23 protein-coding genes and 4 pseudogenes (1 of these 27 running past the window's edge) are annotated in these 24,852 nt (G+C 66.2%); 14 read left to right on the top strand and 13 right to left on the bottom strand.

From position 1 onward, the window contains the following. Nucleotides 1–60: pseudogene (locus ACFE99_RS03735) on the bottom strand (SDR family oxidoreductase); it reaches 719 nt to the left of the window's first position. A gap of 53 nt (nucleotides 61–113) precedes the next feature. On the opposite strand from ACFE99_RS03735, the gene echA20 reads away from it, so the two are divergent. From echA20 to ipdC, 4 genes are read left to right on the top strand one after another with little or no spacing between them, the layout of a single operon-like run. Further along, nucleotides 114–875 (top strand): (7aS)-7a-methyl-1,5-dioxo-2,3,5,6,7,7a-hexahydro-1H-indene-carboxyl-CoA hydrolase, encoded by a 762-nt coding sequence (echA20, locus tag ACFE99_RS03730; protein ID WP_375482536.1) that lies wholly within the window; start codon nucleotides 114–116, stop codon nucleotides 873–875. A gap of 45 nt (nucleotides 876–920) precedes the next feature. After that, on the top strand, nucleotides 921–1,802 hold the full coding sequence (ipdA, locus tag ACFE99_RS03725; protein ID WP_375482534.1) for a cholesterol ring-cleaving hydrolase subunit IpdA: 882 nt from the start codon (nucleotides 921–923) through the stop codon (nucleotides 1,800–1,802). Continuing rightward, the gene (gene ipdB / locus ACFE99_RS03720; protein ID WP_375482532.1) at nucleotides 1,799–2,542 is read left to right on the top strand and encodes a cholesterol ring-cleaving hydrolase subunit IpdB; all 744 of its coding nucleotides are present in this window, start codon (nucleotides 1,799–1,801) and stop codon (nucleotides 2,540–2,542) included. Before ipdA ends, ipdB begins: the two co-directional genes overlap by 4 nt. A 46-nt stretch (nucleotides 2,543–2,588) precedes the next feature. Then, nucleotides 2,589–3,656, top strand: coding sequence for a (3aS,4S,5R,7aS)-5-hydroxy-7a-methyl-1-oxo-octahydro-1H-indene-4-carboxyl-CoA dehydrogenase (gene ipdC / locus ACFE99_RS03715; protein WP_375482530.1), 1,068 nt, complete (start codon nucleotides 2,589–2,591; stop codon nucleotides 3,654–3,656). Between the two features lie 67 nt (nucleotides 3,657–3,723). Here the strand turns inward: ipdC and ACFE99_RS03710 are convergent, their stop codons facing one another. From ACFE99_RS03710 to ipdE1, 5 genes are all read right to left on the bottom strand, one after another. Further along, complete coding sequence (locus tag ACFE99_RS03710) at nucleotides 3,724–4,593, bottom strand: endonuclease domain-containing protein (protein ID WP_375482528.1); 870 nt, start codon at nucleotides 4,591–4,593, stop codon at nucleotides 3,724–3,726. Between the two features lie 103 nt (nucleotides 4,594–4,696). Next, a complete protein-coding gene (gene fadA6, locus ACFE99_RS03705; protein ID WP_375482526.1) occupies nucleotides 4,697–5,854 on the bottom strand; it encodes a steroid 3-ketoacyl-CoA thiolase FadA6 in 1,158 nt (385 codons plus the stop codon). A gap of 1 nt (nucleotide 5,855) precedes the next feature. Then, nucleotides 5,856–6,440 (bottom strand): TetR family transcriptional regulator KstR2, encoded by a 585-nt coding sequence (gene kstR2 / locus ACFE99_RS03700; protein ID WP_375482524.1) that lies wholly within the window; start codon nucleotides 6,438–6,440, stop codon nucleotides 5,856–5,858. After that, nucleotides 6,437–7,225, bottom strand: a complete 789-nt coding sequence (ipdF, locus tag ACFE99_RS03695; RefSeq protein WP_375482522.1) for a (5R,7aS)-5-hydroxy-7a-methyl-1-oxo-2,3,5,6,7,7a-hexahydro-1H-indene-carboxyl-CoA reductase — start codon at nucleotides 7,223–7,225, stop codon at nucleotides 6,437–6,439. Before ipdF ends, kstR2 begins: the two co-directional genes overlap by 4 nt. Then, on the bottom strand, nucleotides 7,222–8,370 hold the full coding sequence (gene ipdE1, locus ACFE99_RS03690) for an acyl-CoA dehydrogenase IpdE1 (protein WP_375482520.1): 1,149 nt from the start codon (nucleotides 8,368–8,370) through the stop codon (nucleotides 7,222–7,224). Before ipdE1 ends, ipdF begins: the two co-directional genes overlap by 4 nt. Before the next feature lie 99 nt (nucleotides 8,371–8,469). Here ipdE1 and fadD3 point away from each other — a divergent pair, with 99 nt between their 5' ends. The 5 genes and pseudogenes from fadD3 to ACFE99_RS03665 all read left to right on the top strand — a co-directional run bounded on the left by fadD3 (nucleotide 8,470) and on the right by ACFE99_RS03665 (nucleotide 14,185). After that, nucleotides 8,470–9,990 carry a 3-((3aS,4S,7aS)-7a-methyl-1,5-dioxo-octahydro-1H-inden-4-yl)propanoate--CoA ligase FadD3 gene (gene fadD3 / locus ACFE99_RS03685; RefSeq protein ID WP_375482518.1) on the top strand — a complete coding sequence of 507 codons (1,521 nt, stop codon included), beginning with the start codon at nucleotides 8,470–8,472 and terminating at the stop codon, nucleotides 9,988–9,990. After that, a complete protein-coding gene (locus tag ACFE99_RS03680; protein WP_375482516.1) occupies nucleotides 9,991–11,124 on the top strand; it encodes an acyl-CoA dehydrogenase family protein in 1,134 nt (377 codons plus the stop codon). Then, a complete protein-coding gene (locus tag ACFE99_RS03675) occupies nucleotides 11,121–12,077 on the top strand; it encodes an acyl-CoA dehydrogenase family protein (protein WP_375482514.1) in 957 nt (318 codons plus the stop codon). The genes ACFE99_RS03680 and ACFE99_RS03675 overlap by 4 nt, the downstream gene beginning before the upstream one ends. Nucleotides 12,078–12,123: 46 nt before the next feature. Continuing rightward, nucleotides 12,124–13,077, top strand: coding sequence for an acyl-CoA dehydrogenase family protein (locus ACFE99_RS03670; RefSeq protein ID WP_375482512.1), 954 nt, complete (start codon nucleotides 12,124–12,126; stop codon nucleotides 13,075–13,077). Continuing rightward, nucleotides 13,074–14,185 (top strand): annotated as a pseudogene (locus ACFE99_RS03665) (pyridoxal phosphate-dependent aminotransferase). The gene ACFE99_RS03670 and the pseudogene ACFE99_RS03665 overlap by 4 nt, the downstream one beginning before the upstream one ends. Here ACFE99_RS03665 and ACFE99_RS03660 read toward each other — a convergent pair. After that, nucleotides 14,182–14,988 carry a PPOX class F420-dependent oxidoreductase gene (locus ACFE99_RS03660; RefSeq protein WP_375482510.1) on the bottom strand — a complete coding sequence of 269 codons (807 nt, stop codon included), beginning with the start codon at nucleotides 14,986–14,988 and terminating at the stop codon, nucleotides 14,182–14,184. The pseudogene ACFE99_RS03665 and the gene ACFE99_RS03660 sit on opposite strands and share 4 nt — an antisense overlap. A 114-nt stretch (nucleotides 14,989–15,102) precedes the next feature. On the opposite strand from ACFE99_RS03660, the gene ACFE99_RS03655 reads away from it, so the two are divergent. The 3 genes and pseudogenes from ACFE99_RS03655 (at nucleotide 15,103) to ACFE99_RS03645 (ending at nucleotide 15,765) form a co-directional block, all read left to right on the top strand. After that, nucleotides 15,103–15,351, top strand: a complete 249-nt coding sequence (locus ACFE99_RS03655; protein WP_375482508.1) for a type II toxin-antitoxin system VapB family antitoxin — start codon at nucleotides 15,103–15,105, stop codon at nucleotides 15,349–15,351. Beyond that, a pseudogene (locus ACFE99_RS03650) lies at nucleotides 15,338–15,592 on the top strand (VapC toxin family PIN domain ribonuclease); the annotation flags it as partial. The gene ACFE99_RS03655 and the pseudogene ACFE99_RS03650, both read left to right, overlap by 14 nt. Further along, complete coding sequence (locus ACFE99_RS03645; RefSeq protein WP_375482506.1) at nucleotides 15,544–15,765, top strand: PIN domain-containing protein; 222 nt, start codon at nucleotides 15,544–15,546, stop codon at nucleotides 15,763–15,765. The pseudogene ACFE99_RS03650 and the gene ACFE99_RS03645, both read left to right, overlap by 49 nt. Nucleotides 15,766–15,782: 17 nt before the next feature. Here ACFE99_RS03645 and hsaB read toward each other — a convergent pair whose 3' ends face one another. From hsaB to hsaA, 4 genes are read right to left on the bottom strand one after another with little or no spacing between them, the layout of a single operon-like run. Beyond that, a complete protein-coding gene (gene hsaB, locus ACFE99_RS03640; RefSeq protein ID WP_375482504.1) occupies nucleotides 15,783–16,349 on the bottom strand; it encodes a 3-hydroxy-9,10-secoandrosta-1,3,5(10)-triene-9,17-dione monooxygenase reductase subunit in 567 nt (188 codons plus the stop codon). Further along, complete coding sequence (hsaC, locus tag ACFE99_RS03635) at nucleotides 16,349–17,254, bottom strand: iron-dependent extradiol dioxygenase HsaC (RefSeq protein ID WP_375482502.1); 906 nt, start codon at nucleotides 17,252–17,254, stop codon at nucleotides 16,349–16,351. Before hsaC ends, hsaB begins: the two co-directional genes overlap by 1 nt. Then, nucleotides 17,254–18,126 carry a 4,5:9,10-diseco-3-hydroxy-5,9,17-trioxoandrosta-1(10),2-diene-4-oate hydrolase gene (hsaD, locus tag ACFE99_RS03630; RefSeq protein WP_375482500.1) on the bottom strand — a complete coding sequence of 291 codons (873 nt, stop codon included), beginning with the start codon at nucleotides 18,124–18,126 and terminating at the stop codon, nucleotides 17,254–17,256. The genes hsaC and hsaD overlap by 1 nt, the downstream gene beginning before the upstream one ends. Continuing rightward, nucleotides 18,126–19,310: a 3-hydroxy-9,10-secoandrosta-1,3,5(10)-triene-9,17-dione monooxygenase oxygenase subunit gene (hsaA, locus tag ACFE99_RS03625; protein WP_375482498.1), complete on the bottom strand. Its 1,185-nt coding sequence runs from the start codon at nucleotides 19,308–19,310 to the stop codon at nucleotides 18,126–18,128. Before hsaA ends, hsaD begins: the two co-directional genes overlap by 1 nt. 119 nt (nucleotides 19,311–19,429) lie before the next feature. Between hsaA and ACFE99_RS03620 the strand changes: the two genes are divergently transcribed. After that, the gene (locus ACFE99_RS03620) at nucleotides 19,430–20,521 is read left to right on the top strand and encodes a 2Fe-2S iron-sulfur cluster-binding protein (RefSeq protein WP_375482496.1); all 1,092 of its coding nucleotides are present in this window, start codon (nucleotides 19,430–19,432) and stop codon (nucleotides 20,519–20,521) included. Between the two features lie 167 nt (nucleotides 20,522–20,688). On the opposite strand, the gene ACFE99_RS03615 is transcribed toward ACFE99_RS03620, so the two are convergent. After that, the gene (locus tag ACFE99_RS03615; RefSeq protein ID WP_375482494.1) at nucleotides 20,689–22,809 is read right to left on the bottom strand and encodes an acyl-CoA dehydrogenase family protein; all 2,121 of its coding nucleotides are present in this window, start codon (nucleotides 22,807–22,809) and stop codon (nucleotides 20,689–20,691) included. A 253-nt stretch (nucleotides 22,810–23,062) separates the two neighbouring features. Between ACFE99_RS03615 and kstR the strand changes: the two genes are divergently transcribed. Further along, nucleotides 23,063–23,668, top strand: a complete 606-nt coding sequence (gene kstR, locus ACFE99_RS03610; RefSeq protein WP_375482556.1) for a cholesterol catabolism transcriptional regulator KstR — start codon at nucleotides 23,063–23,065, stop codon at nucleotides 23,666–23,668. Nucleotides 23,669–23,702: 34 nt separating this feature from the next. On the opposite strand, the pseudogene ACFE99_RS03605 reads toward kstR, so the two are convergent. Further along, nucleotides 23,703–24,794 (bottom strand): annotated as a pseudogene (locus tag ACFE99_RS03605) (substrate-binding domain-containing protein). Between the last annotated feature and the right edge of the window lie 58 nt (nucleotides 24,795–24,852).

The raw sequence follows: 24,852 nt of genomic DNA, 5'->3' as shown, positions 1-24,852 counted from the left end.
CAGCACTACCCGCCCGGCCAGTCCCAAGTTGAACTCAGGGTCTCCTTCGGCGCGGGTCACTGTGCTAGCGTACCAAGCAAGTGCTTGCTTAGGTAGTCGACCCAGGAAGTGCCATGCCGATCACGTCCACCATCCCAGGGCCGGGCATAGTCGCGGTTAGCGTCGACTATCCGCCGGTCAACGCCATCCCGTCGCGCGGTTGGTTCGAACTCGCCGACGCTGTGACTGCTGCGGGCCGCGAGCCGGACACCCATGTGGTGATCCTGCGGGCCGAGGGCCGCGGCTTCAACGCCGGGGTCGACATCAAGGAGATGCAGCGCAGTGAAGGATTCACCGCGCTGATCGACGCCAACCGCGGCTGCTTTGCGGCTTTCAAAGCAGTCTACGAATGCGCGGTGCCGGTGATCGCCGCCGTGAACGGATTCTGTGTCGGAGGCGGCATCGGATTGGTCGGCAACTCCGATGTCATCGTGGCCTCCGACGACGCCACGTTCGGGCTGCCGGAAGTCGAGCGGGGCGCGCTGGGAGCGGCGACACATCTGTCTCGGCTGGTGCCCCAGCACATGATGCGTCGGCTGTTTTTCACCGCCGCTACCGTCGACGCCGCCACCTTGCACCACTTCGGTTCGGTGCACGAGGTGGTGCCTCGAGACCAGTTGGACGAGGCCGCGTTACGGGTGGCGCGCGACATCGCCGCCAAGGACACCCGGGTCATCCGAGCCGCCAAAGAGGCGCTGAACTTCATCGACGTGCAGCATGTGAACTCCAGTTACCGCATGGAACAAGGCTTTACGTTCGAGCTCAACCTCGCCGGAGTTTCCGACGAACACCGTGACGCGTTCGCCGGCACCACAAAGTCGGGGAAGAAGTCATAGCCGCCGCCGACGATGCAGAGCGAAGCGATGAGGAGGAGGCGGTAAATGACAGTAAGCAAGTTGACCAGCCTGGATGAGGCCGTCGCTGAACTGCGCAGCGGCATGACTATCGGCATCGGCGGCTGGGGATCGCGACGCAAACCAATGGCGTTCGTGCGCGCGATCTTACGTTCGGACATCACCGATTTGACCGTGGTCACCTACGGCGGGCCGGACATCGGGCTGCTGTGTTCTGCCGACAAGGTGCGCCGCGTCTACTACGGCTTCGTGTCGCTGGATTCGCCGCCGTTCTACGACCCGTGGTTCGCCAAGGCGCGTACCAGCGGTTCGATTCAGGCCCGGGAGATGGACGAAGGCATGCTGCGCTGCGGGCTGCAGGCCGCAGCACAAAGGTTGCCGTTTTTGCCGATCCGCGCCGGCCTGGGTAGCTCAGTCGTCGACTTCTGGGAGGGCGAGTTGGCCACGGTCCGCTCGCCCTATCCGGCGCCGGGCGGCGGGTACGAGACGTTGATCGCGATGCCGGCATTGCGGTTGGACGCCGCGTTCGTGCATCTCAATCTCGGTGATGCCCAAGGCAACGCGGCCTACACCGGCATCGACCCCTACTTCGACGACCTGTATCTGATGGCCGCCGAGAGACGCTTTGTTTCGGTGGAGCGCGTGGTGACGACCGAGGAGCTGGTCAAGTCGGTGCCACCGCAGGCCCTGCTGGTGAACCGGATGATGGTCGACGCCGTCGTGGAGGCACCCGGCGGTGCCCACTTCACCACCGCCGCGCCGGACTACGGCCGCGACGAGAAGTTCCAGCGCCATTACGTGGAGGCTGCCGCAACTGAGGACAGTTGGCGGGAGTTCGCGGCGACCTATTTGGCCGGCAGTGAATCCGACTATCAAGCGGCGGTACGCCGGTTTGGGGGAGCGTCATGATCAGCCGAGCAGAAGTCTGCGTAATGGCGTGCGCCGAGCTGTTTCGCGACGCCGGCGAGATCCTGATCAGCCCGATGACGACCGTGGCCTTGATCGGCGCGCGGCTGGCCCGGTTGACGTTTTCGCCCGACATCTTGCTGACCGACGGGGAGGCCCAACTGCTGGCCGACACCCCGGCCTTGGGGGGTTCCGGCGCGATCGAGGGCTGGATGCCGTTCGGCCGGGTGTTCGAGACACTGGCGTGGGGAAGGCGGCATGTGGTGATGGGCGCCAACCAGGTTGACCGCTACGGCAATCAGAACATCTCCGCTTTCGGGCCGTTGCAGCGCCCGACCCGGCAGATGTTCGGTGTGCGCGGCGCGCCCGGCAACACCATCAATCACGCCACCAGCTATTGGGTCGGCAACCATTCGCCGCGGGTGTTCTGCGGCGCCGTCGACGTGGTGTCCGGAATCGGCTACGACAAGATCGATCCGGACAATCCGGCGTTCCGGTTCGTCAACGTCTACCGCGTCGTGTCCAACTTGGGCGTCTTCGACTTCGGCGGGCCCAATCACAGCATGCGGGCGCTGAGCCTGCACCCGGGTGTCCGCCCGGACGACGTCCGTGAGGCAACGTCGTTCGAGGTGCATGGGCTTGACGAGGCCGAGGAAACCAGGCCGCCTTCCGAGGACGAGTTGCACCTGATCCGGGACGTCCTCGACCCCAAGTCGTTGCGCGACAAAGAGGTAAGGTCATGATGATTCCGCCTCCTCATCGCTTTGCTCTGCATCGTCGGCGGTGGCTATGAGGCTGCGCACACCGCTGACGGAGCTGGTCGGCGTCGAGCACCCGGTGGTCCAGACCGGCATGGGCTGGGTGGCCGGTGCGCGGCTGGTATCGGCCACCGCCAATGCGGGCGGGCTGGGGATCTTGGCGTCGGCCACGATGACCCTCGACGAGTTGGCCGCCGCGATCGGCAAGGTCAAAGCCGCCACCGACAAGCCGTTCGGCGTCAACATCCGCGCCGACGCCGCCGACGCCGGCGAGCGGGTCGACCTGATGATCCGCGAAGGCGTGAAGGTGGCGTCATTTGCGCTGGCACCCAAGCAGGAGTTGATCACTCGCCTGAAAGAGGCCGGTGTCGTGGTGATCCCGTCGGTGGGCGCAGCCAAGCATGCCCGCAAGGTGGCCTACTGGGGCGTCGACGCGGTAATCGTGCAGGGCGGCGAAGGCGGCGGACACACCGGCCCCGTCGCGACCACCCTGCTGTTGCCGTCGGTGCTGGACGCCTTAAATGAGACAGGTATCCCAGTAATTGCGGCGGGTGGCTTCTTCGACGGCCGCGGCCTGGCGGCGGCGTTGTGTTACGGCGCGGCCGGGGTGGCGATGGGCACCCGATTTCTGCTCACCTCCGACTCGACCGTGCCCGACGCGGTCAAACGCCGCTATCTGCAAGCGGGCTTGGACGGCACCGTGGTTACCACCCGCGTCGACGGCATGCCGCACCGCGTGCTGCGCACGGAGCTGGTCGAGAAACTTGAAAGCGGCTCGCGGGCAAGGGGTTTCACTGCAGCGATGCTGAATGCTGCGAGGTTCAAGAAGATGTCGCAGATGACGTGGCGGTCGATGATCCGCGACGGGTTGGCGATGCGTCACGGCAAGGAAATGACCTGGTCCCAGGTGGTGATGGCGGCCAACACCCCGATGCTGTTGAAAGCCGGGCTGGTTGAAGGCAATACCGAAGCCGGGGTGCTGGCGTCCGGCCAGGTGGCCGGCATCCTCGAGGATCTGCCGTCGTGCGCGGAGTTGATCCAAACGATTGTCAGCGACGCGATCAAGCACCTCCGTGCGGCGTCGGCGCTGGTGGAGTAGATCAGCCACTCGACGGTGAACTAGCCGACGCGACACGCCGACAACCCGTCGTGAGGTTCACAGTCGATCAGGGACGCCATCCCGCGGCTCGCATTGCGGCTACCACTCGAGCGATCACAGTGCCCTGCCGGTATCGGAGCAACTCACTACTTACCCTGACAATCACCCAGCCCAGATCGAGCAAGGCGGTTTGCCGATCGATGTCGCGGGCGCGCTGCTCGGGATTCAGCCAGTGCTGGAGCCCGTCGTACTCGATACCCACACGGTATTCCTCATAGCCCATATCGATGCGCGCAACGAAGTCGCCGTATTCGTCGTACACGGCGATCTGCGTTTGTGGTCTCGGAAGTCCGGCATCGATCAACACCAGACGGGTCCGCGTCTCCTGCGGCGATTCTGCGCCGCCATCAGCCAGCGGCAGCACCTGCCGGAGCCGAACCAAGCCGCGCACACCTGGATGTTCGGCGATGACGGCCTCCACGTCGTTGGCCTTGACATCGGTGACATTCATCAGCGCATCGAGTCGCTGGACGGCTTGCAACCGGGAAGTCGTTCGGCGCCCGATGTCGAATGCTGTTCGTGCAGCGCTGGTTACCGACATGGCGCCAACTTCGGCTATCTCGTTGGGCAACAAAGCGTCGTTGTGCACTGTGATACCGGCCGGTGGATGACGATTGTCGTATACCAGCTCCGCCGAGGCCAGCGGATCCACCCACTTGGTGCCCAGCAGCGCCGCCGCCGACTGTCCGGCGACAATCCCGCGTCGTCGTGACCACAGCCATGCCGCCTCCGCACGCTGGCCCGCGGTCAGGTCGACGCCTTCAGGTACGTAGACGCCTGGGTAGACCGGCTCATATAGCGAGCGCATCGCCCGTTCCGGGATGGCCTTCGCCGCCAGGGCTTCAGAGCCGAGAAACGGCCATGGCAGTTCTGTCATGCCGCAATGCTGCCAATCGCCACCGACAGGCGCGCGACTGTGAATCTGACGACGCGACACGCCGATGATGCGTCGTGAGTTTCACACCCGCCGCAGAAACGGATTACAGCCGCTCGATGATCGTGACGTTGGCGGTGCCGCCGCCCTCGCACATCGTCTGCAGCCCGTAGCGGCCGCCGGTGCGCTCCAGTTCGTTGAGCATGGTGGCGAAAAGTTTGGCACCGGTGGCGCCCAGCGGATGACCCAGCGCGATCGCGCCGCCGTTGGGGTTGACCTTTTCCGGGTCGGCCTTGATCTCTTTGAGCCAGGCCATGACGACCGGCGCGAACGCCTCGTTGATCTCGACGACGTCGATGTCGTCGATCGACAGCCCAGTCTTCTCCAAGGCGTAGCGGGTGGCCGGAATCGGGCCGGTCAGCATAAACACCGGATCGGCGCCGCGCGCGCTGATGTGGTGGATGCGCGCCCGTGGGGTGAGCTTGTGGTCTTTGACCGCCTGCTCCGAGGCCAGCAGCACGGCGCTGGCGCCGTCGGAGATCTGGCTGGCCAGCGCCGCGGTCAGGCGGCCGCCCTCACGCAGCGTCGGCAGCGAGGCCATCTTCTCCAGCGACGACTCGCGCGGCCCTTCGTCGATGCGGAAATCACCGACCGCGACGATCTCGTTGTCGAAGTGCCCGGCGCGGATGGCCGCGAGTGCCCGCTGATGGCTGGACAGCGCGTAGCGTTCCATCTCCTCCCGCGAAAGATTCCACCGCTCGGCGATCAATTCCGCGCCGCGGAACTGCGATATCTCCTCGTCGCCGTAGCGATGCTGCCACCCCTTCGACTCCGCGGTAGGCGTGGTGAAGCCGAACTGCTTGCCGACTTCCATCGCCGCGGCGATCGGGATTTGGCTCATGTTTTGGATGCCGCCGGCCAGGATCAGATCCGCGGTGTTCGACATAATGGCTTGCGCTCCAAATGAAATTGCCTGCTGGCTGGAGCCGCATTGGCGGTCGACGGTGACTCCAGGAACCTCCTCCGGGTAGCCCGCAGCCAGCCACGCCTGCCGGCCGATGTTTCCGGCCTGCCCGCCGATGGCATCGACGCAACCGACGATTACGTCGTCGATCGCGGCAGGGTCGACGTCGACGCGGTCGAAAAGGCCGTGAAAAGCCGTCGCCCCCAGGTCGATTGTATGTACGCCGGCCAGCGATCCGTTGCGCTTGCCCACCGCGGTACGTACCGCGTCGATCACGTAGGCCTGGGAAACTTCAGCCATGTCAGACTCCTTTTCTGTTCGCGGTGATTCCGCCTAGGACGATGGCGAGATACTGCCGGCCGACCTGTTCAGCGGTGAGCGGCCCGCCGGGTTGATACCAGCGCACCGACACCCAGGTGGTGTCGCGGATGAACCGGTAGACCAGGTCGACGTCGAGGTCGGGCCGGAAATATCCCTCTTCAATTCCTTGATGCAGAACGTCGACCCACATTTGGCGCTGCTTCTTGTTGAGGTCCTCGATGTAGGAGAACCGCGGCTGCGAAGACAGCCGCTTGGCCTCGTCCTGGTAGATGACGACCTGGGCGTGGCGGTGCTCGATCGCGTCGAACGACGCCATGAACAGCCCCTTGAGTCGCTCCAGCGGGTTGGGTTTGGTGTCGATGATCTCCTGGTAGCGGTTGAACAGCCAGTCCAGGAAGCCGCGCAGCACTTCGTCGACCATCTCTTCCTTGGAAGAGAAATGGTGATAGAGGCTGCCCGACAGGATGCCGGCACCATCGGCGATGTCGCGTACCGTGGTTGCGCGCAAGCCACGTTCGGCAAACATCGTCGCCGCCAGTTCCAGAAGTTCGTCGCGCCGATTCATGGGTGTTGGCTCGATACCGAAATCACTTCTCCAGTCAGGTAACTGGAGTAGTCGCTGGCTAAAAACGCAATGGTCGCCGCTACTTCCCACGGTTCAGCGGAGCGGCCGAACGCCTCCTGGGCCGACAACCGCTCCAGTAGCTCCGGCGACGATGTCTTGTCCAGAAACTTGTGCCGGGCGATGCTGGGCGACACCGCGTTGATCCGCACCCCGTATTCCACGGCTTCGATTGCGCTGCAACGCGTCAACGCCATCACCCCGGCTTTGGCCGCTGCATAGTGCGCTTGCGAGTGCTGGGCCCGCCAGCCCAGCACGCTGGCGTTGTTGACGATCACCCCGCCGTGATCGGCCTCGCGGAAGTAGCCCAGCGCCGCCCGGGTGGCCCGGAACACCGACGTCAGCGTCACATCCAAGACCCGGTCCCATTCCTCGTCGGTCATGTCGACCACCGGGGTCTGCCCGCCGAGGCCGGCGTTGTTGACGAGCACGTCCATGCGGCCCATCCTCGCGGTGGTCGACGCGATCAGGGCGTCGACCTGCACGCTGGAGGTGACGTCGCACAGCACATGCTCAACGCGGCCCAGTCCAAGGGCGGATAGTTGCTGAGCCGTCTCACCGAGGCGTCGTTGGTGGTGATCGGAGACGACGACGTCGGCGCCCTCCATCAACGCGCGCCGCGCGGTGGCCGATCCGATGCCGGTGCCGGCTGCCGCCGTGACTACGACGACCTTACCGTTCAAAAGCCCGTGTCCAACAACCTCTTTCGGCGGGACGGCAAGCGTCATCCTTTGACCTCTCGGGGCAGGCCGAGCACCCGCTCGGCAATGATGTTGCGCTGGATCTCGTTGGAGCCGCCGTAGATGGTGGCGGCCCGGGTGAACAGGTAGAGCCGCTGCCACTCGTCGAAGTCGCCGCCGTCCAAGACCATGCCCGGCTGGCCCCGCACCTCCATCGCGATCTCGCCGAGTTCGCGATGCCAGTTGGCCCACAACAACTTTGAGACGTTGTCCTGTCCAGGCTGTTCGACATCCATGGTGGCCAAGGCATAGGAGCGCATTGCTCGCAGGCCCGCCCAGGAGCGCGTCAGCCGTTCCCGGATCAGCGGGTCCTCGGCGGCGCCGGTGCGCTTGGCCAGCTCCACGATGCTGTTCAGCTCGCGCGCGTAGACGATCTGTTGGCCCAGTGTCGAAACACCGCGCTCGAACGTCAGCGTGCCCATCGCGACTCGCCACCCGTCGCCGGGTGCGCCGACTACCAGGTCGGCGTCGGTGCGGGCGTCGTCGAAGAACACCTCGTTGAACTCCGAGTCGCCGGTCAATTGCACGATCGGACGGATCTGCACCCCGGGCTGATCGAGCGGAACCAGGAGATATGACAGCCCGGCGTGGCGCTTGGAGCCCTTTTCGGTGCGCGCCAGCACGAAACACCATTGCGCCCAGTGCGCCAGCGACGTCCACACTTTCTGCCCGTTGATCACCCATTGGTCGGCGTCGAGCACCGCGGTGGTGGACACGTTGGCCAGGTCGCTGCCCGCGCCGGGCTCCGAGTAGCCCTGACACCACAACTCGGTGACGTCGAGGATCATCGGCAAAAACCGCTGCTGCTGTTCGGGTGTGCCGTAGGCGATCAGCGTCGGCCCGAGCAGTTCTTCACCGAAATGGTTGACCTTGGCGGGCGCGTCGGCGATCGCATACTCCTCGTAAAACGCCACCCGGTGCGCCACCGACAGGCCTCGGCCACCGTGCTCGACCGGCCAACCCAGACAGGTCAGGCCCGCCTTCGCCAGCTGCTGGTTCCAGGCCCGCCGCTCTTCGAACGCCTCGTGCTCGCGCCCCGGACCGCCGAGTCCCTTCAGCTTGGCGAATTCGCCGACCAGGTTCTCGGCGAGCCACTCGCGGACCTCAGCCCGGAACTCCTCGACGTCCTGCATCCCTGTAGGCTAACCTACCAAGCACTTGCTTTGTTAGGGAGCGTGGATTTCGCCGGCGGCAGCGGACGTGCCGAGCACTAAAAATCCAGAGGAGCGTCGATGTCGAGCCAGCCGCAGACCATTCCTGCGGTAGTGGATCGCATCGCGCGCGAGCTCCCCGACCATGCAGCGCTGGTCACGCCTGATCGCACACTCACCTTCGGCCAACTGCGCGAGGAGGTCCGCCGGGCTGCGGCCGCGATGATCAGCCTCGGGGTCGGGGCTGGTGACCGGGTGGCGATCTGGTCGCCCAACACCTGGCATTGGGTGGTCGCCTGCCTGGCCACGCATTACGCCGGCGCGACGATGGTGCCGATCAATACCCGCTACACCGCTGCCGAGGCCGCCGACATCCTGGCGCGCACGGGCGCGCCCCTGCTGATCGGTATGGGCGAGTTCCTCGGAGCCGACAAGCTCGCTGCGCTCGACCAGGCCGCGCTGCCCGATTTGCGTCACATCGTGCGGGTGCCGGTAGACCGGAATGACGGCACGTGGAACGAGTTCGTCGCAGGCGGCGTGGACCTCGAGGCCGCCGACGCCCGCGCGGCAGCGGTGCGCCCCGACGACGTCTCCGACATCCTGTTCACCTCCGGTACCACCGGCCGCAGCAAAGGGGTGCTGTGTGCCCACCGGCAGTCGCTATCCGGATCGGCGGCGTGGGCGGCCTGCGGCAAGATCACCAGCGACGACCGCTACCTGTGCATCAACCCGTTCTTCCACAACTTCGGTTACAAAGCCGGCATTTTGGCCTGCCTGCAGACCGGCGCCACGTTGTTTCCGCAACTGACCTTCGAGCCGAGGCGGGCGATGCGGGCGGTGACCGAGCACCGCATCACGGTGCTCCCCGGCCCGCCGACCATCTATCAAACGCTGCTCGACCATCCCGCGCGCGGCGAATACGACCTGAGCTCACTGCGGTTCGCGGTCACCGGTGCGGCCACGGTGCCGGTGGTGTTGATCGAGCGGATGCAAAGCGAGCTGGACATCGACATCGTGCTGACCGCCTACGGCCTGACCGAATCCAACGGGTTCGGCACCATGTGCCGCGCTGACGACGACCCCGTCACGGTCGCCACCACCTGTGGGCGCCCCATCGCCGATTTCGAGCTGCGGATCGGCCTACAGAACGAGGTGTTGCTGCGCGGACCCAACGTCATGCTGGGCTACCTCGACGATCCCGAGGCCACCGCGGCGACCATCGATGCCGAGGGCTGGCTGCACACCGGTGACGTCGGAACACTCGACGCCGCAGGCAATCTGGTGATCACCGACCGGCTCAAGGACATGTACATCTGCGGCGGGTTCAACGTATACCCCGCCGAGGTCGAGCAGGTGCTGCTTCGGTTGGACGGTGTGGCGGATGCCGCGGTGATCGGAGTGCCCGACGAGCGGCTCGGTGAAGTCGGCCGCGCATTCGTGGTGATGCGGCCGGGATCCGGTCTGAACGAGCAGGCGGTGATCGCTTACACGCGAGAGCACCTGGCGAACTTCAAGACGCCCCGCTCGGTGCGGTTTGTCGAGGAGCTGCCCCGCAACGCGGGCGGCAAGGTGGTCAAGCCCCTACTGCGAAAGATGCCATAGATGGACCTTGATTTCGACGACGAAACGCTGGCTTTCCAGCGTGAGGTGCGGGAGTTCTTGACGGCCAACAAGGCGTCGTTTCCCACCAAGTCCTACGACACGGCCGAAGGTTTCGAGCAGCACCGGCGTTGGGACAGGGTGCTTTTCGACGCCGGGCTGTCGGTGATCACCTGGCCGCGAAAGTACGGCGGCCGCGACGCGACGCTGTTGCAGTGGGTGGTTTTCGAAGAAGAGTACTTCCGCGCGGGCGCGCCGGGCCGGGCCAGCGCCAACGGCACGTCGATGCTGGCGCCGACGTTGTTTGCCCACGGCACTCAGGAGCAGCTGGATCGGGTCTTGCCCAAGATGGCCAGCGGTGAGGAGATCTGGGCGCAAGCCTGGTCCGAACCCGAATCGGGTAGCGACCTGGCGTCGCTGCGGTCGACGGCCACCCGCACCGACGGCGGCTGGCTGCTGAACGGTCAGAAGATCTGGAGCTCGCGGGCGCCGTTCGGCGACAGGGCTTTCGGGTTGTTCCGCTCGGATCCCGCCGCCGAGCGGCACCGCGGCCTGACCTACTTCATGTTCGACCTGCGCGCCGACGCTGTCACCGTGCGCCCGATCAAGCAGCTGAACGGCGACACCGGTTTCGGCGAGATCTTCCTCGACGACGTGTTCGTGCCCGACCGTGACGTGATCGGCGAGGTGAACGAGGGCTGGCGAGCGGCGATGAGCACGTCGAGCAACGAACGCGGCATGTCGCTGCGCAGCCCGGCGCGTTTCCTGGCCGCCGCCGAGCGCCTGGTTCAGTTGTGGAAAGCCGGCGGCGACAGTGCCTTCGGTGACCAGGTTGCCGACGCGTGGATCAAGGCGCAGGCCTACCGGCTGCATACGTTCGGCACGGTGACCCGGCTGGCCCAGGGCGGCGAACTGGGTGCCGAGTCCTCGGTGACCAAAGTGTTCTGGTCCGACCTTGATTTCGCGCTGCACCAGACTGCGCTGGAGATCCGCGGCGCCGACGGCGAGCTGGCCGATGCGTGGAGCGACGGCTTGCTGTTCGCACTGGGTGGCCCGATCTACGCCGGCAGCAACGAGATTCAGCGCAACATCATCGCCGAGCGGCTGCTGGGCCTGCCCCGGGAGAAGGCACGATGAAATTCGAGCTGGAGGCACAGGAGCGCGACTTGGCGGCGAGCATCGACGCCGCGCTGGCCGCAGCCGATATGCCGGGCGCGGTGCGCGCCTGGGCCGCCGGCGACACCGGGCCCGGCCGCAAGGTGTGGGCACAGCTCACCGACCTCGGTGTGACCGCGTTGCTGGTGCCGGAGAGGTTCGACGGCATCGACGCCCACCCGGTGGACCTCGTCGTCGCGCTGGAGCGGCTCGGCCGCTGGTGCGTGCCGGGACCTGTTACGGAATCGGTTGCCGTAGCTCCGATTCTGATGACCGACGACGCGCGGTGTGCGGCACTGGCAGCCGGTGAGTTGATCGCAACGGTCGCGCTGCCGCCACAGATCCCGCGGGCGCTGGACGCCGATGCAGCCGGGCTGGTGCTGTTGGCCGGCGATGGCCGGGTTAGTGAGGCGCACGTCGGCGCGCGTCACGAGTGCATCGATCCCAGCCGGCGCCTGTTCGACGTGGAAGCGGATGGCGACGGATGGACCGCCGACGTCGCGCGCGCCTACGAGTTCGGCGCGCTGGCCACCGCCGCGCAACTGGTCGGTGCCGGGCAGGCACTGCTGGACGCGGCCGTCGACTACGCCAAGCAGCGCAGCCAGTTCGGGCGGGTGATCGGCTCGTATCAGGCGATCAAGCACAAGCTGGCCGACGTGCATATCGCCGTGGAGTTGGCTCGCCCGCTGATCTACGGCGCCGCGCTGTCGCTCGCCGACAAATCGCCTGACGCCCGCCGCGACGTCAGTGCCGCCAAGGTAGCGGCCGCCGACGCCGCGCTGCTGGCCGCCCGGTCGGCGCTGCAAACCCACGGCGCGATCGGCTTTACCGCCGAACATGATTTGTCGTTGTGGTTGCTGCGGGTGCAGGCGCTGCGACCGGCCTGGGGTGATCCGGCTGTGCATCGGCGACGGGTGCTGGAGGCGTTGACGTGACACGCGCCGGCGACGATGCAGAGCCCAGCGATGAGGAGCGGCGCCCATGACAGACGAACGGGAACTGCTGCGCGAGACCGTCGCTGCGCTGGTGGCCAAGCACGCCGGTCCGGAGGCAGTGCGGACGGCCATGGAATCCGAGCGCGGCTACGACGAATCGCTGTGGCGGCTGCTGTGCGAGCAAGTCGGCGCGGCTGCGCTGGTGGTACCGGAAGAGTTCGGCGGCGCGGGCGGCGTCTTGGCCGATGCCGCGATCGTCGTCGAGGAGCTCGGCAAGGGCCTGGTGCCTACCCCGTTGCTGGGCACCACGCTGGCCGAGCTCGCGCTGCTCGCCGCTGACGAGCCCGACGCCAACGCGCTGGCGGCGCTGGCCGAGGGCACCGCGATCGGCGCTGTGGTGTTCGACCCCGACTACGTGGTCAACGGCGACATCGCCGACATCGTCGTCGAGTGCACCGGGGACACACTCACCCGGTGGACCGAGTTCAGCACCGAACGCGTCGAGACCATGGATCCGACTCGCCGGCTGGGCCGCATCACACCGCACAGCACCGCGCCGCTAGGCGACAATCCGGGCATCGGCGACATCGCGGCGATCCTGTTGGCCGCCGAACAGATCGGCGCGGCCACCCGTTGCCTGGAGCTGACCGTCGACTACACCAAGCAACGGGTGCAGTTCGGCCGGCCCATCGGCAGCTTCCAGGCGCTCAAGCACCGGATGGCCGACCTGTATGTCGCGGTGCAGGCCGCCCGCGCAGTGGTCAACGACGCCGTGGCGCAGCCGTCGGCGACGGCGGCGGCCCTGGCCCGCGTCGCCGCGAGCGAGGCGTTCAGCAGGGTGGCCGCCGAGGGCATCCAGCTGCACGGCGGCATCGCGATCACCTGGGAACACGACATGCACCTCTACTTCAAACGCGCACACGGCACTTCTCAGCTGCTCGGGCCGCCGCGCGATCAGCTGCGCCGACTCGAGCGGGAAGTGTTGAATAGCAACACGTGAACGGTTCTGTCGCACTGCGCGCCGGCATCCCGCCGTTTTACGTGATGGATGTTTGGCTGGCGGCGGCCGAGCGCCAGCGCACGCACGGCGACCTGGTGAACTTGTCGGCGGGTCAACCGAGCGCGGGAGCGCCGGCGCCGGTGCGCGCCGCTGCCAAAGCGGCGTTGGACAGCGGCCCGCTGGGTTACACGGTGGCGCTCGGTATTCCGGAACTCCGCAGCGCGATCGCACAGAAATATATGCCGCGCCATGGCATCACCGTCGAGCCCGACGACGTCATCATCACCACCGGCTCGTCGGGCGGTTTTCTGCTCGCATTCCTGGCGTGCTTCGACGTCGGCGACCGCGTCGTGGTCACCAGCCCCGGCTACCCATGCTACCGAAACATCCTTTCCGCCTTGGGTTGCGAGGTGGTGGATATGCCGTGCGGCCCCGATACGCGCTTTCAGCCGACCGTCGCGATGTTGGCCGCGCTCGACCCGCCGCCGCGCGGTGTGGTGGTGGCCAGCCCGGCCAACCCAACCGGTACCGTCATCCCACCGGCGGAGCTGGCGGCCATCGCATCCTGGTGCGAGGACTCCGGGGTGCAGCTGATCAGCGATGAGGTCTACCACGGCCTGGTTTACGAAGGCGCGCCGGAGACCAGTTGCGCCTGGGAAACCTCCCGAAAAGCATTGGTTGGCGGCTGGTGCCGCCGGAGCTGCGCCGCGCGGTGGACTGTCTGACCGGCAACTTCACCATCTGCCCTCCCGTGCTGTCGCAGTACGCCGCGATCGCGGCATTCACGGCCGAGTCGGTCGCCGAAGCAGACGGTCATCTCCATGAGTACGCGGTCAACCGTCGACTTCTGTTGGATGGGTTGCGGGAGATCGGGATTGATCGGCTTGCTCCTACTGACGGCGCCTTTTACGTCTACGCCGACGTGTCGGACTACACCACCGACTCACTACAGTTTTGCGAGAAGCTGTTGTGCGACACCGGGGTCGCGATCGCGCCGGGCATCGACTTCGACACCGTGCGTGGTGGGTCGTTCGTCCGCGTATCGTTCGCCGGACCAAAATCCGATATCGAGGAGGCGCTGCGCCGGATTGGCCCGTGGCTGGGCTAACCGGGCGAAGCCGACGGAATCAATTCGGCGTGAACTGTGCGGCCGTACTTCCGACGCATCAGTCGATGCAGCAACGGCACCACCACGCCGTGCAGGACGGGGTACTTGCGCCGCAGCAGGCGGCCGGCTGCCTGGTACTCGGCGCCCTCCAGTAGCCGCACTCGACCGGGTTGCATCGGCCCGGTCGGCTTGCCTGATACTGTCGCCGACCCGAATTCGACGCCGGGGTTCCGCCGTATCCGGCGGACCTTGACCGCCCGCTCGAAACTGCGGAAGTACGCCCGGTCTCCGTCGACCACGATGCTCACCGGGCTGGTGCCGGGGCTGCCATCCTTGCGAAAAGTGGTCAGCCTGATCGTCTTCTGCCGCACGAACGAAGCCAGCCTCGGATCCGTTGCGGCGGTCACCGCGCCCAGAACATAGCCGAGTTGACGGAGCCGCAACACGAAAGCCCCGACAAGCGCTACCGAGACCACACCGAGCACCCATGCTTGCGCGGCCGACCCGCCGAGGTCGAGGTCGATCACATGGTTCACCGTGTGCACCGTATTCGCCACGATGAATCCGGCCAGCGCAGTGGCCAATGCGTCGGCCCAGATGAGCGCGAGGAGCAGCGTCGCGCCCAGCCCCAGCTGGAACGCGCCGATGTCATGCAGAAAATGCTCGTGCGCTTCGAATCTCACGAATTCGGCGAACGATCCGGGGGCGGCCAAACACCAGATTCCGATCCCGACATTGGCCAGTCCGACCAGGGCCGTCAGCGTGACCAGGTACGCCCGCGCTGCCTTACTCAAAGGTCTCATGGTTCTGCCTCCCGTGACATCTCGTCTCACCCGGTTGACCGGACAGCGGGCCGATGTGTGACGAGAGGGCCCAGTCCGCATCATGATGCATCGAAGCGATGATATGATGCACACGTGCGCACTACTGTTAATATCGACGAGCATCTACTCGCTGAGGCCAAGGTTCTCGCCGCTAGAACAAGTCGATCGCTTGGGGCAGTTATCGATGACGCGTTGCGGGCGATGTTCCGCCGTAACAGCGAGCAAGCGGCTCGCGAACAGTTTCGGCTGCCGACGCACGGCGCCGGCGGGTTGCAGCCGGGCGTGGACCTGGAGGCCAAAGAAGCCTTGGCCGAGCTGATGGGCGACAATGCTGCTCCTTGACGTGAACGTCTGCGTTTATGCCATCCGCCAAGACAGCATCGATCACGACGCGTACCGGACGTGGGTCGGCGACGTCCTCACCGGCGATGAACCCGTCGGCATAAGCGAACTCGTGCTGTCCAGCGTTATCCGGCTGATCACCAACCATCGAGTATTTCGGCAACCGAGCTCGACAGCCCAGGCGCTCGACGCGTGCCGCGCGCTCCGGGCGGGGCCGACCGCTATCGCATTACGGCCAGGGCCACGACATTGGGCCATTTTCGATTCGCTGTGCACCGAAGTCGGGGCGAAGCCAACACAGTTCCCGACGCCTATCATGCCGCCCTCGCAATCGAGAACGGCGCAACGTGGATCACCACAGACCGCGCGTTCGCCCGTTTTCCGGGCCTGCGGTGGCGGGGCCCCTTCGATTGATCGGCGAAGCGCAGGGCTCAGAGCCAGGTGTCCTGCGTGGTGGTGGTGAGAAACGCCTCCAAGTCGTCGCGCCACTGCGCGGGCGTGTTCTTCTCGGGCTCGATGCCGGTGTACTCACCGCGATAGAACAACAGTGGCCGAGGCTTGGTCTTGGGCACCTCCGAAAGGGACTGCACCGCACCGAACACCACGAAGTGATCTCCCCCGTCGTGCACCGACGCCACCGTGCAATCGATGTGCGCCAGTGCGCCGTCGATGACGGGTGAGCCGAGTTCGGAAGGGTGCCAGTCGATTCCGGCGAACTTGTCCGGTTCCTTCGAGCCGAACCGCGCCGAGATGTGCTGTTGCTGCTCGTGCAGGATGTTGACGCAGAATTTCCCGCTGGCCTCGACGGCCTGCCAGGTCCGCGACACCTTGGTGGGGCAGAACAGCACCAGCGGTGGATCAAGCGACAACGCAGCGAAGGATTGGCACGCGAAGCCCACCGGGGTGTCGTCGTGCATGGTGGTGATGATCGTGATGCCGGTGCAGAACTGACCGAGCACCTGCCGGAAGGTGCGCGAATCAATCGGCGCGGCTGTCATTACTGGCCGCGCGCGCCGACCGTGAAGTCGTGGCCCCACAGGCTGACCGCCGTGCTCTCCCGGGCGATCCAGTCCTGGTCGTCGACTTGTCTTCCCTCGCAACCGAATTCGACGTCGAATCCGCTTGGCGTCTTCATATAGAAGGACAGCATCAGGTCGTTGACGTGCCGGCCCAGCGTGGCTGACATCGGCACCTTGCGCCGCCGCGCGCGGTCCAGGCAGAGTCCGACGTCGTCGGCGTTTTCGACTTCGACCATCAAATGCACGATGCCGCTCGGGGTCGGCATCGGCAGAAACGCCAGGCTGTGGTGGCGCGGGTTGCAGCCGAAGAACCGCAGCCAAGCCGGCGGTCCGTCAGCGGGGCGGCCTACCAGCTGCGGTGGTAGCCGCATCGAGTCACGCAGCTTGAAGCCGAGCACATCCCGGTAGAAGTGCAGCGCCTCGATGTCGTCGCGGGTGGACAGCACCACATGGCCCAGCCCCTGCTCGCCGGTGACGAACTTATGCCCGTACGGGCTGACCACCCGGCGGTGCTCGAGCGCGGCGCCGTGAAAGACCTCCAGGCAGTTGCCAGACGGGTCTTGGAACTGGATCATCTCGTCGACACGCCGCTCCGCCAGTTCGGCGGCAGTAGCCTCCTTGTATGGCACGCCTTCGACGTCGAGCCGATGCCGGATCTCCTGCAGCCCTTCGGCGTTAGCGCATTCCCAGCCGGCCGTAGCCAGCCGGTCGTGCTCACCGGGCACGATCACCAGCCGGGCCGGGAAATCGTCCATCCGCAGATACAGGGCACCCTCGGTGGTTCCAGAGCCCTCCACCATGCCGAGGACCTTCAGGCCGTACTCCCGCCAGGCCGCCACGTCGGTGGCCTCGATGCGCAGATATCCCAGTGACCTGATACCCATCACGCACCTCCGAGGAAGTCAATTGTGAGCTTGTTGAACTCGTCGAATTTCTCCACCTGTGCCCAATGTCCACATTGCCCGAAAACGTGCAGCTGTACACGCGGAATGGTCTTCAACGCCACCAATGCGCCGTCGAGCGGGTTGACCCGGTCCTCACGGCCCCAGATCAGCAATACCGGCTGGCGCAGCCGGTACACCTCGCGCCACATCATCCCGGCCTCGAAGTCTGCGCCGGCGAACGACTTTCCCATCGCCATGGTCGCCGCCAGCGACTCGGGGGTGCTGGCCAGCGCATACCGCGCCTCGACCAGCTCGGGGGTGATGAGCTTCTTGTCGTAGACCATCACCCGCAAAAACGCCTCGAGGTTTTCCCGGGTCGGTTCCATGGCGAACTTGTTGAGCCGCTTGACGCCTTCGGTCGGATCGGGCGCGAACAGATTGACGCTCAAGCCCCCCGGGCCCATCAGCACGAGTCGCCCGGCCCGGTCCGGGTAGTCCAGAGCGAACCGGACCGCGGTGCCGCCGCCCAGCGAGTTGCCCACCAGCGGCACCCGCTCAAGTCCGAGCTCGTCGAACAAGGCCTCCAAAGCTGTTGCGGCGTAACGGTTGAACTGCGGATGCTCGGCGCGTTTGTCCGAGTGACCATAGCCGGGTTGGTCGACAGCCAGCACATGAAAGTGCTGGGCGAACACCGCGATGTTGCGGGAGAAGTTGGTCCAGCTCGACGCCCCGGGACCGCCGCCGTGCAGCAGCACCACCGTCTGCGGGTTGCCGACGCCGGCCTCGTGGTAGTGCAGCTTCAACGGCCCCTCGACGTCGACCTGCGCGTAGCGCGAGGTGGACTCGAAGGTCAGCTCCTCAGTAGTGGTCATCAGACCATCGTGTCGCCGGGCGGCAGCCCGAATTCGTGGTTGCCGAAGATCACGTAGGCCCGCTCGGGGTCGTTGGCCGCGTGCACCCGTCCGGCGTGCGCGTCGCGCCAGAACCGTTGGATGGGAGCGGTGTTGGCCAGCGCGGTGGCACCGGAGGCTTCGAAAAGCCGGTCGATGGAAGCGATCGCGCGGCCGGTGGCGCGCACCTGGTCGCGCCGGGCGCGGGCTCGCAGCGCGAACGGGATTTCCCTGCCCGCCGCCAGCAGCGCGTACTCGTCGCCGACATTGCTGATCAGCTGGCGCCATGCCGCGTCGATGTCGCTGGCCGCCTCGGCGATACGCACTTTGGCGAACGGGTCGTCCTTGGCCTTCTCACCGGCGAACGCCGCACGCACCCGCTTGCCCTGATGCTCCACATGCGCCTCGTAGGCACCGTAGGCCATACCGACGATCGGCGCCGTGATAGTAGTGGGATGCATTGTGCCCCATGGCATCTTGTACACCGGCGCGGTGTTGGTCTGAAGACCGCCGGCGGTGTGGTCGTTCATCGCCCTGTACGACAAGAACCGGTGGCGCGGCACGAAGACGTCTTTGACGTGAAGGGTGTTGCTGCCCGTTCCGCGCAGCCCGACGACATGCCAGACGTCCTCGATCTCGTATTCGCTGCGCGGAATCAAAAAGCTGCCGAAGTCCACCGGCCGGCCGTCTTTGATCACCGGTCCTCCGACGAACGTCCAGGTCGCATGGTCACATCCCGACGACCAGTTCCACGAACCGTTGACCAGGTAGCCGCCGTCGACCACGGTGCCCGCGCCCATCGGCGCATACGACGACGAGATCCGCACATTGGTGTCCTCGCCCCAGACCTCCTCCTGGGCCTTCTGGTCGAACAGCGCCAGATGCCAGTTGTGCACGCCGACAATCGAGCCGACCCAACCCGTGGACCCGCAGGCGCTGGCCAGTCGGCGAGCCGCCTCGTAGAACAGCGTCGGGTCACATTCCAGGCCATCCCACTGCTTGGGCTGCAGCAACCTGAAGAAACCGATTTCCTGAAGCTCGCTCACGGTCGCGTCGGGCAACCGCCGCAGGTCTTCGGTCTCCTGCGCCCGCTGTCTCAGCTTGGGGAGCAGTTCGTCGATGCCGTCTAGGACCGATTGGGCGTCACGTTGTTCAATGGACGTCACGGGTTCCTCCTGGATGCCTATTTAAATCAGAGACTAGAACACGTTCCGATTTGTGTCGAGCAGGGTATTCCTGCGGCTGGTAGCGCCAGGAATCCACTTTTCTGTAACCTGTTCTAGTTATGTCAGAAGAGAAAGCCGGTGCCTTGACCGACGACGTTCCCGACGAGCCGCTCGGCAGCCACGTGCTGGAACTGCAGGTCGCCGATGTGGTCGCCGAGACAGATGAGGCGCGTTCGCTGGTATTCGCCGTGCCCGACGGTGCCGACATTCCGGCGGAGCGGCTCCGCTATGCGCCCGGCCAATTTCTGACCCTGCGCATCCCGAGCGACCGCACCGGCTCGGTAGCCCGCTGTTACTCGCTGTGCAGCTCACCGTTCACCGACGACGCGCTGACCGTCACCGTCAAACGCGACAGGGACGGCTATGCGTCGAACTGGCTGTGCGACCACGCCCACCCGGGCATGCGGATCCACGTGCTGGCTCCGTCGGGCAACTTCGTGCCCAAGACGCTCGACGACGACTTCCTGCTGCTCGCCGCCGGCAGCGGCATCACCCCGATCATGTCGATCTGCAAGTCGGCGCTGTCCGAAGGCAGCGGGCAGGTCGTGCTGGTCTACGCCAACCGCGACGAGCGCTCGGTGATCTTCGGCAACGCGTTGCGGGAGTTGGCCGCCAAGTATCCCGACCGACTGACCGTGGTGCATTGGCTGGAGTCGCTGCAGGGGCTGCCCAGCGCGGCGGCACTGGCGAAACTGGCCGCGCCCTACACCGACCGCGAGGCGTTCATCTGCGGGCCGGGCCCGTTTATGCAGGCCGTGCGCGACGCGCTCGAATCACTGAACGTGCCCGCGCAGCGCATCCACATCGAAGTGTTCCGGTCGCTGGACACCGATCCGTTCGCTGCGGTGAAGATCGACGACGAAGGCGACGAGCCACCAGCCACGGCGGTGGTGCATCTCGACGGCGAGACGCACACTGTGTCGTGGCCGCGCGGCGCCAAGCTGCTCGACGTGTTGCTGGACCGCGGGCTGGATGCACCGTTTTCGTGCCGGGAAGGTCACTGCGGGGCCTGCGCCTGCACTTTGCGCAGCGGCAAGGTCAACATGGAAGTCAACGACGTGCTCGAGCAGCAAGATCTCGACGAAGGCCTCATTTTGGCCTGCCAGTCGCACCCGGAGTCGGATTCGGTCGAAGTCACCTACGACGAGTAGCCCGGCGTTAAATTCTGCAGGGTCGGGCGACGGGAAGGAAACGGCAGCGGAATGAAGCGGCTGGTGACTGACGCGGCGCGGTCCGGCCCGCGAAACAGAACCCACGGTCGCGATACGCGTCGGGTTGACGACCGCCGCTTCTGTCTCGCGGAGAAGGGTTTTCCCGATCAGCGCGGCAGGCCAAGCAACCGTTCGGCGGCCAGCGTGAGCAGGATCTGCTCGGTGCCCCCCGCGATCGTCAGGCAGCGGGTGTTGAGGAAGTCGTGCACCACAGCGTCTTCGACCACACCGGCGCCCTCGGAGATGTCCATCCGGTACTCGGCCAGCGCCTGCCGGTAGCGCACACCGATGAGCTTGCGGACGCTGGACTCCGCGCCGGGGTCCTTGCCGCCGACCGCTAGCTCGACGATGCGCTGGTCGAGCAGCGCACCGGTTTGAGCGGCGACGATCAACCGCGCCAGCTGGTCTTGACGGGCGGCGTCAAGGTCCAGATCGGCCACCGCGGCAAGCAGCTGTTCCATCGGGTTGCCCAGCGCGGTGCCCGTGGCCATCGCGACCCGCTCATTGGCCAGGGTGGTGCGGGCCAACCGCCAGCCGTCGTTGACCGCGCCCACGACCATCTTGTCGGGGACGAATACGTCCTCTAGAAAGACCTCGTTGAACAGGGCGTCGCCGGTGATTTCGCGCAGCGGCCGGATCACGATGCCGGGCGAGCTCATGTCGACCAGGAAGTAGGTGATGCCCTTGTGTTTCGGCGCGTCGGGGTCGGTGCGGGCCAGGCACACTCCCCATTGAGCTATATGCGCCGACGACGTCCACACCTTTTGCCCGGTCAGCTTCCAGCCGCCCTCGGAACGCACCGCCTTGGTACGCAGCGACGCCAGATCGGAGCCGGCCCCGGGCTCGGAAAACATTTGGCACCAAAAGATTTCGCCACGCAGCGTCGCCGGCACGAAGCGCTCGATCTGCTCTGCTGTGCCATGTTCGAGGATCGTCGGCACCGCCCACCAACCGATCGCCAGATCTGGCCGCTCGACACCGGCTGCCGACATTTCCTGGTCAATCAGCAGCTGCTCGGCCGGTGAGGCTCCGCGCCCGTAGGGCGCCAGCCAGTGCGGCGCCAGCAGACCGGCCTCGGCCAGTGCAACCTGCCGCTTTTTCTTTGGCAATGCGGCGATCTCGGCGACCGTTGCAGCGATTTGCGGTCGCAGATGAGCGACGTCGCTGAGGTCGATGCTCAGCTGGCGACGGACGCCGGCCTGGGTCAGTGCCGCGGTGCGGCCCAGCCACCGTGGCGAGCCGCCGAGGAACTGGCCGATGCCATAGGCCCGCCGCAGGTACAGGTGCGCGTCGTGTTCCCAGGTGATGCCAATGCCGCCGAGCACCTGGATGCAGTCCTTGACGTTGGCTTTGGCGGCGTCGATGCCGATGCTGGCGGCGATGGCCGCCGCGATCGACAACTGTCCAGGGTCGGGATCGGCTGCGGCGTGCGCGGCGTCGGCGGCGGCCACCGCGACTTGCTCTGCACGGCAAAGCATTTCGGCGCAGATGTGCTTGATCGCCTGGAAGCTGCCGATCGGCTTGCCGAACTGCTCGCGCACTTTGGCGTATTCGACGGCGGTGTCCAGCGCCCAGCGCGTCACCCCGGCCGCCTCGGCGGCGACCACAGTGGCAGCCAGATCCTCGATCCGCTCCGCCGAGGCGTCCACCACGACCGCCGGTGCCGAGGTCAGCACCACACGCGCCAGCGGGCGGGAGAAGTCGGTGGCCGCAAGCGGCTCAACCTCGACGCCGTCGTCGGCGCTGTCGACCAGCAGCCACTTGCCGTCGGTCGGCACCAGCAACAGGCCGCCGTCCGTCGCACCGAGTGCCCACGGCACGGTGCCCGACGCGCGCGAAGCGGTGTCGAGGTGCACATCGGCGTGTAGGGCCATCCCGGCGACGCGTTCACCGGATGCCAGCAGCCCGCGCACGTTGGGATCGGAGACCACCAGCGTGGCCAGCGCCGTCGTCGCCACCGGCCCGGGCACCAAGGCCTTCGCGGCCTCCTCGAGCATCGCGCAGAGGTCCTCGATGCGGCCGCCCGCACCGCCGCAGTCCTCCGGAACCGCGACACCGAACAACCCGAGTTCGGCCAGGCCGTGGTAAACCGGCCGCCAGGCGTCGGCTTTGCCCTGTTCGATGTCGCGGATCGCGGCCTTGGAACGCGACCCGGCGGCCGCCCCGGCAGCCCAATCGCGCACCAACTCACGCGCCGAGAACTGTTCGTCGGTGATGGTGGATGGCACGTTGAGGCTCCTCGGTCGACTAGAACGTGTTCTAATAGTGCCAGCGATCAACCGTCAAGTCGACCGCCATCGCAGCAGCACACGACGGTGTACCAGCCGCCCGGAGGTGAGCAATCGACGCTTCGCATGCGTATCGTTTTGAGCGAGACCGCCACAAGAAGGAGCTGCCCGTCCAATGTCCACTGACACATCGGGGTCAGCGAACACCGACTCGGGTCGCGCGTCGAGCGCACAACCTCGCGAGGTCATGAACGTGGCGGTACTTGCTGAATCCGAGCTGGGCTCCGAGGCGCAACGCGAGCGGCGCAAGCGCATCCTGGACGCGACGATGGCCATCGCGTCCAAGGGCGGCTACGAGGCAGTTCAGATGCGCGCGGTGGCCGACCGGGCAGACGTTGCGGTGGGTACGCTCTACCGGTATTTCCCGTCTAAGGTCCATCTGCTGGTCTCGGCGCTGGGCCGCGAGTTCGAACGTATCGACGCCAAGAACGACCGCTCCACGCTGACCGGCGGCACCCCGTACCAGCGGCTGAACTTCATGGTCAGCAAACTGAACCGGGCAATGCAGCGGAACCCGCTGCTGACCGAGGCGATGACCCGCGCCTACGTCTTCGCCGACGCCTCCGCGGCCAGTGAAGTCGATCATGTGGAGAAACTGATCGATTCGATGTTCGCCCGCGCGATGGCTGACGGTGAACCGACCGAAGACCAGTACCACATCGCTAGGGTCATCTCGGACGTGTGGCTTTCCAACCTGCTGGCCTGGCTGACCCGACGGGCGTCAGCCACCGACGTCAGCAAGCGGCTGGATTTGGCTGTGCGGCTGTTGATCGGCGACCAGGAGAACGCCAAGAGCTGACCTTAAGGCAGGCGGGCCCGCGGTGCGACCAGAGCTAGGCCGGCGGGCCGGCGGTGCGGCCCCGGATCAATTCGGTATCCAGCACCTCGACGACCGGCAGCCCGGAGCGCGGCGGGGTCAATACCAGCTCGCCGGCGCGCCGACCCTTCGCCAGGCTCGGCTGCGCCACGGTGGTCAGGCCGCGGCGGATCGCCTCGGGCACACCGTCGAATCCGGTGATCGTCATCTGACCCGGTGCGTAAATGCCGCGGCCGCGAAGGTGATCCATCGCCGATAGCGCCAGCACGTCGGCCGCACAGATCAGCGCGGTGATACGCGGATTGGCTTCCAGCGCCGCCGCAGCGGCGGTTCCGCCCGACGTGGGCTGGTGCTCGTGGCTTCCACCACGGTCAGCGAATCTGGGTCGAGGCCCGCGGCGGCCATCGCGTCGCGGACCCCGTAGATGCGGTCGGCTTGCACATGAAACGTCGGTGAACCAAAACGCTGCGGATCGACCAGGCCCTGGTGGCGGTCCCGGCTCAGCCGCATGGTCAGCAGCCCGATCTCGCGATGGCCCAGCGCGGGCACATAGTCGGCGAGCTCGCGCATCGCCGCTCGATCGTCGATGCCGACGCGCGAGACGCCCGAGACGTCTTGGGCTGGTCGACCACGACAGCCGGCAGGCGACGCTGCATCACCACCTGCAGGTACGGATCATCCTCGGAGACCGAATAGACCACGAAGCCGTTGACGCCGGCGCCGAGCACGGCTGCGGTCCCGTCGGCCACACTGCGGTTCGGGCTGACCGCTACCAGCAGCAGGCCCTGGCCCACCGCCTCGCACGATTCAGCCAGCCCCCAACGAAATTCAATGCCGCGGGATCGCTGAACGAGTAGGTCAGCTGTTCGGCCATCACCAGACCGACCACGCCGGCCTTGCGGGTCCGAAGCGATCGTGCCACCGGATCGGGCCCGGGATAACCCATGCGTTTGGCGGCCGCCAGAACCCGCTCCCGCAGGTCGGCCGAGAGCTGATCGGGCCGGTTGTAGGCATTGGAGATTGTGGTCCGCGAGACCTTGAGCTCGGCCGCCAACGACGCCAGGGTAGCGCGGCGACGAGGCGGTCCCGCAGCCGCCCGGTGAACCACCGGGTCGTCAGACCCGGGCCGCCGTCGGGGCGTGGGACTCATGCTCCGTGAGGCTACC

The organism is uncultured Mycobacterium sp. (genome assembly GCF_964249325.1).
Lineage (GTDB): Bacteria > Actinomycetota > Actinomycetes > Mycobacteriales > Mycobacteriaceae > Mycobacterium.
Note: the sequence above shows the minus strand (reverse complement) of the source record. Positions and strands in the feature narration are given on the sequence as shown.

Coding starts and splice junctions, on each gene's coding strand:
- hsaD (WP_375482500.1), bottom strand. CDS start 18,126: ATGACCACTACTGAGGAGCTGACCTTCGAGTCCACCTCGCGCTACGCG.
- ACFE99_RS03620 (WP_375482496.1), top strand. CDS start 19,430: ATGTCAGAAGAGAAAGCCGGTGCCTTGACCGACGACGTTCCCGACGAG.
- ACFE99_RS03675 (WP_375482514.1), top strand. CDS start 11,121: ATGAAATTCGAGCTGGAGGCACAGGAGCGCGACTTGGCGGCGAGCATC.
- ACFE99_RS03680 (WP_375482516.1), top strand. CDS start 9,991: ATGGACCTTGATTTCGACGACGAAACGCTGGCTTTCCAGCGTGAGGTG.
- ipdE1 (WP_375482520.1), bottom strand. CDS start 8,370: ATGCAGGACGTCGAGGAGTTCCGGGCTGAGGTCCGCGAGTGGCTCGCC.
- ACFE99_RS03670 (WP_375482512.1), top strand. CDS start 12,124: ATGACAGACGAACGGGAACTGCTGCGCGAGACCGTCGCTGCGCTGGTG.
- ipdA (WP_375482534.1), top strand. CDS start 921: ATGACAGTAAGCAAGTTGACCAGCCTGGATGAGGCCGTCGCTGAACTG.
- kstR2 (WP_375482524.1), bottom strand. CDS start 6,440: ATGAATCGGCGCGACGAACTTCTGGAACTGGCGGCGACGATGTTTGCC.
- ipdB (WP_375482532.1), top strand. CDS start 1,799: ATGATCAGCCGAGCAGAAGTCTGCGTAATGGCGTGCGCCGAGCTGTTT.
- hsaB (WP_375482504.1), bottom strand. CDS start 16,349: ATGACAGCCGCGCCGATTGATTCGCGCACCTTCCGGCAGGTGCTCGGT.
- ACFE99_RS03710 (WP_375482528.1), bottom strand. CDS start 4,593: ATGACAGAACTGCCATGGCCGTTTCTCGGCTCTGAAGCCCTGGCGGCG.
- fadD3 (WP_375482518.1), top strand. CDS start 8,470: ATGTCGAGCCAGCCGCAGACCATTCCTGCGGTAGTGGATCGCATCGCG.
- ipdF (WP_375482522.1), bottom strand. CDS start 7,225: ATGACGCTTGCCGTCCCGCCGAAAGAGGTTGTTGGACACGGGCTTTTG.
- hsaC (WP_375482502.1), bottom strand. CDS start 17,254: ATGGGTATCAGGTCACTGGGATATCTGCGCATCGAGGCCACCGACGTG.
- ipdC (WP_375482530.1), top strand. CDS start 2,589: ATGAGGCTGCGCACACCGCTGACGGAGCTGGTCGGCGTCGAGCACCCG.
- echA20 (WP_375482536.1), top strand. CDS start 114: ATGCCGATCACGTCCACCATCCCAGGGCCGGGCATAGTCGCGGTTAGC.
- fadA6 (WP_375482526.1), bottom strand. CDS start 5,854: ATGGCTGAAGTTTCCCAGGCCTACGTGATCGACGCGGTACGTACCGCG.
- ACFE99_RS03660 (WP_375482510.1), bottom strand. CDS start 14,988: ATGAGACCTTTGAGTAAGGCAGCGCGGGCGTACCTGGTCACGCTGACG.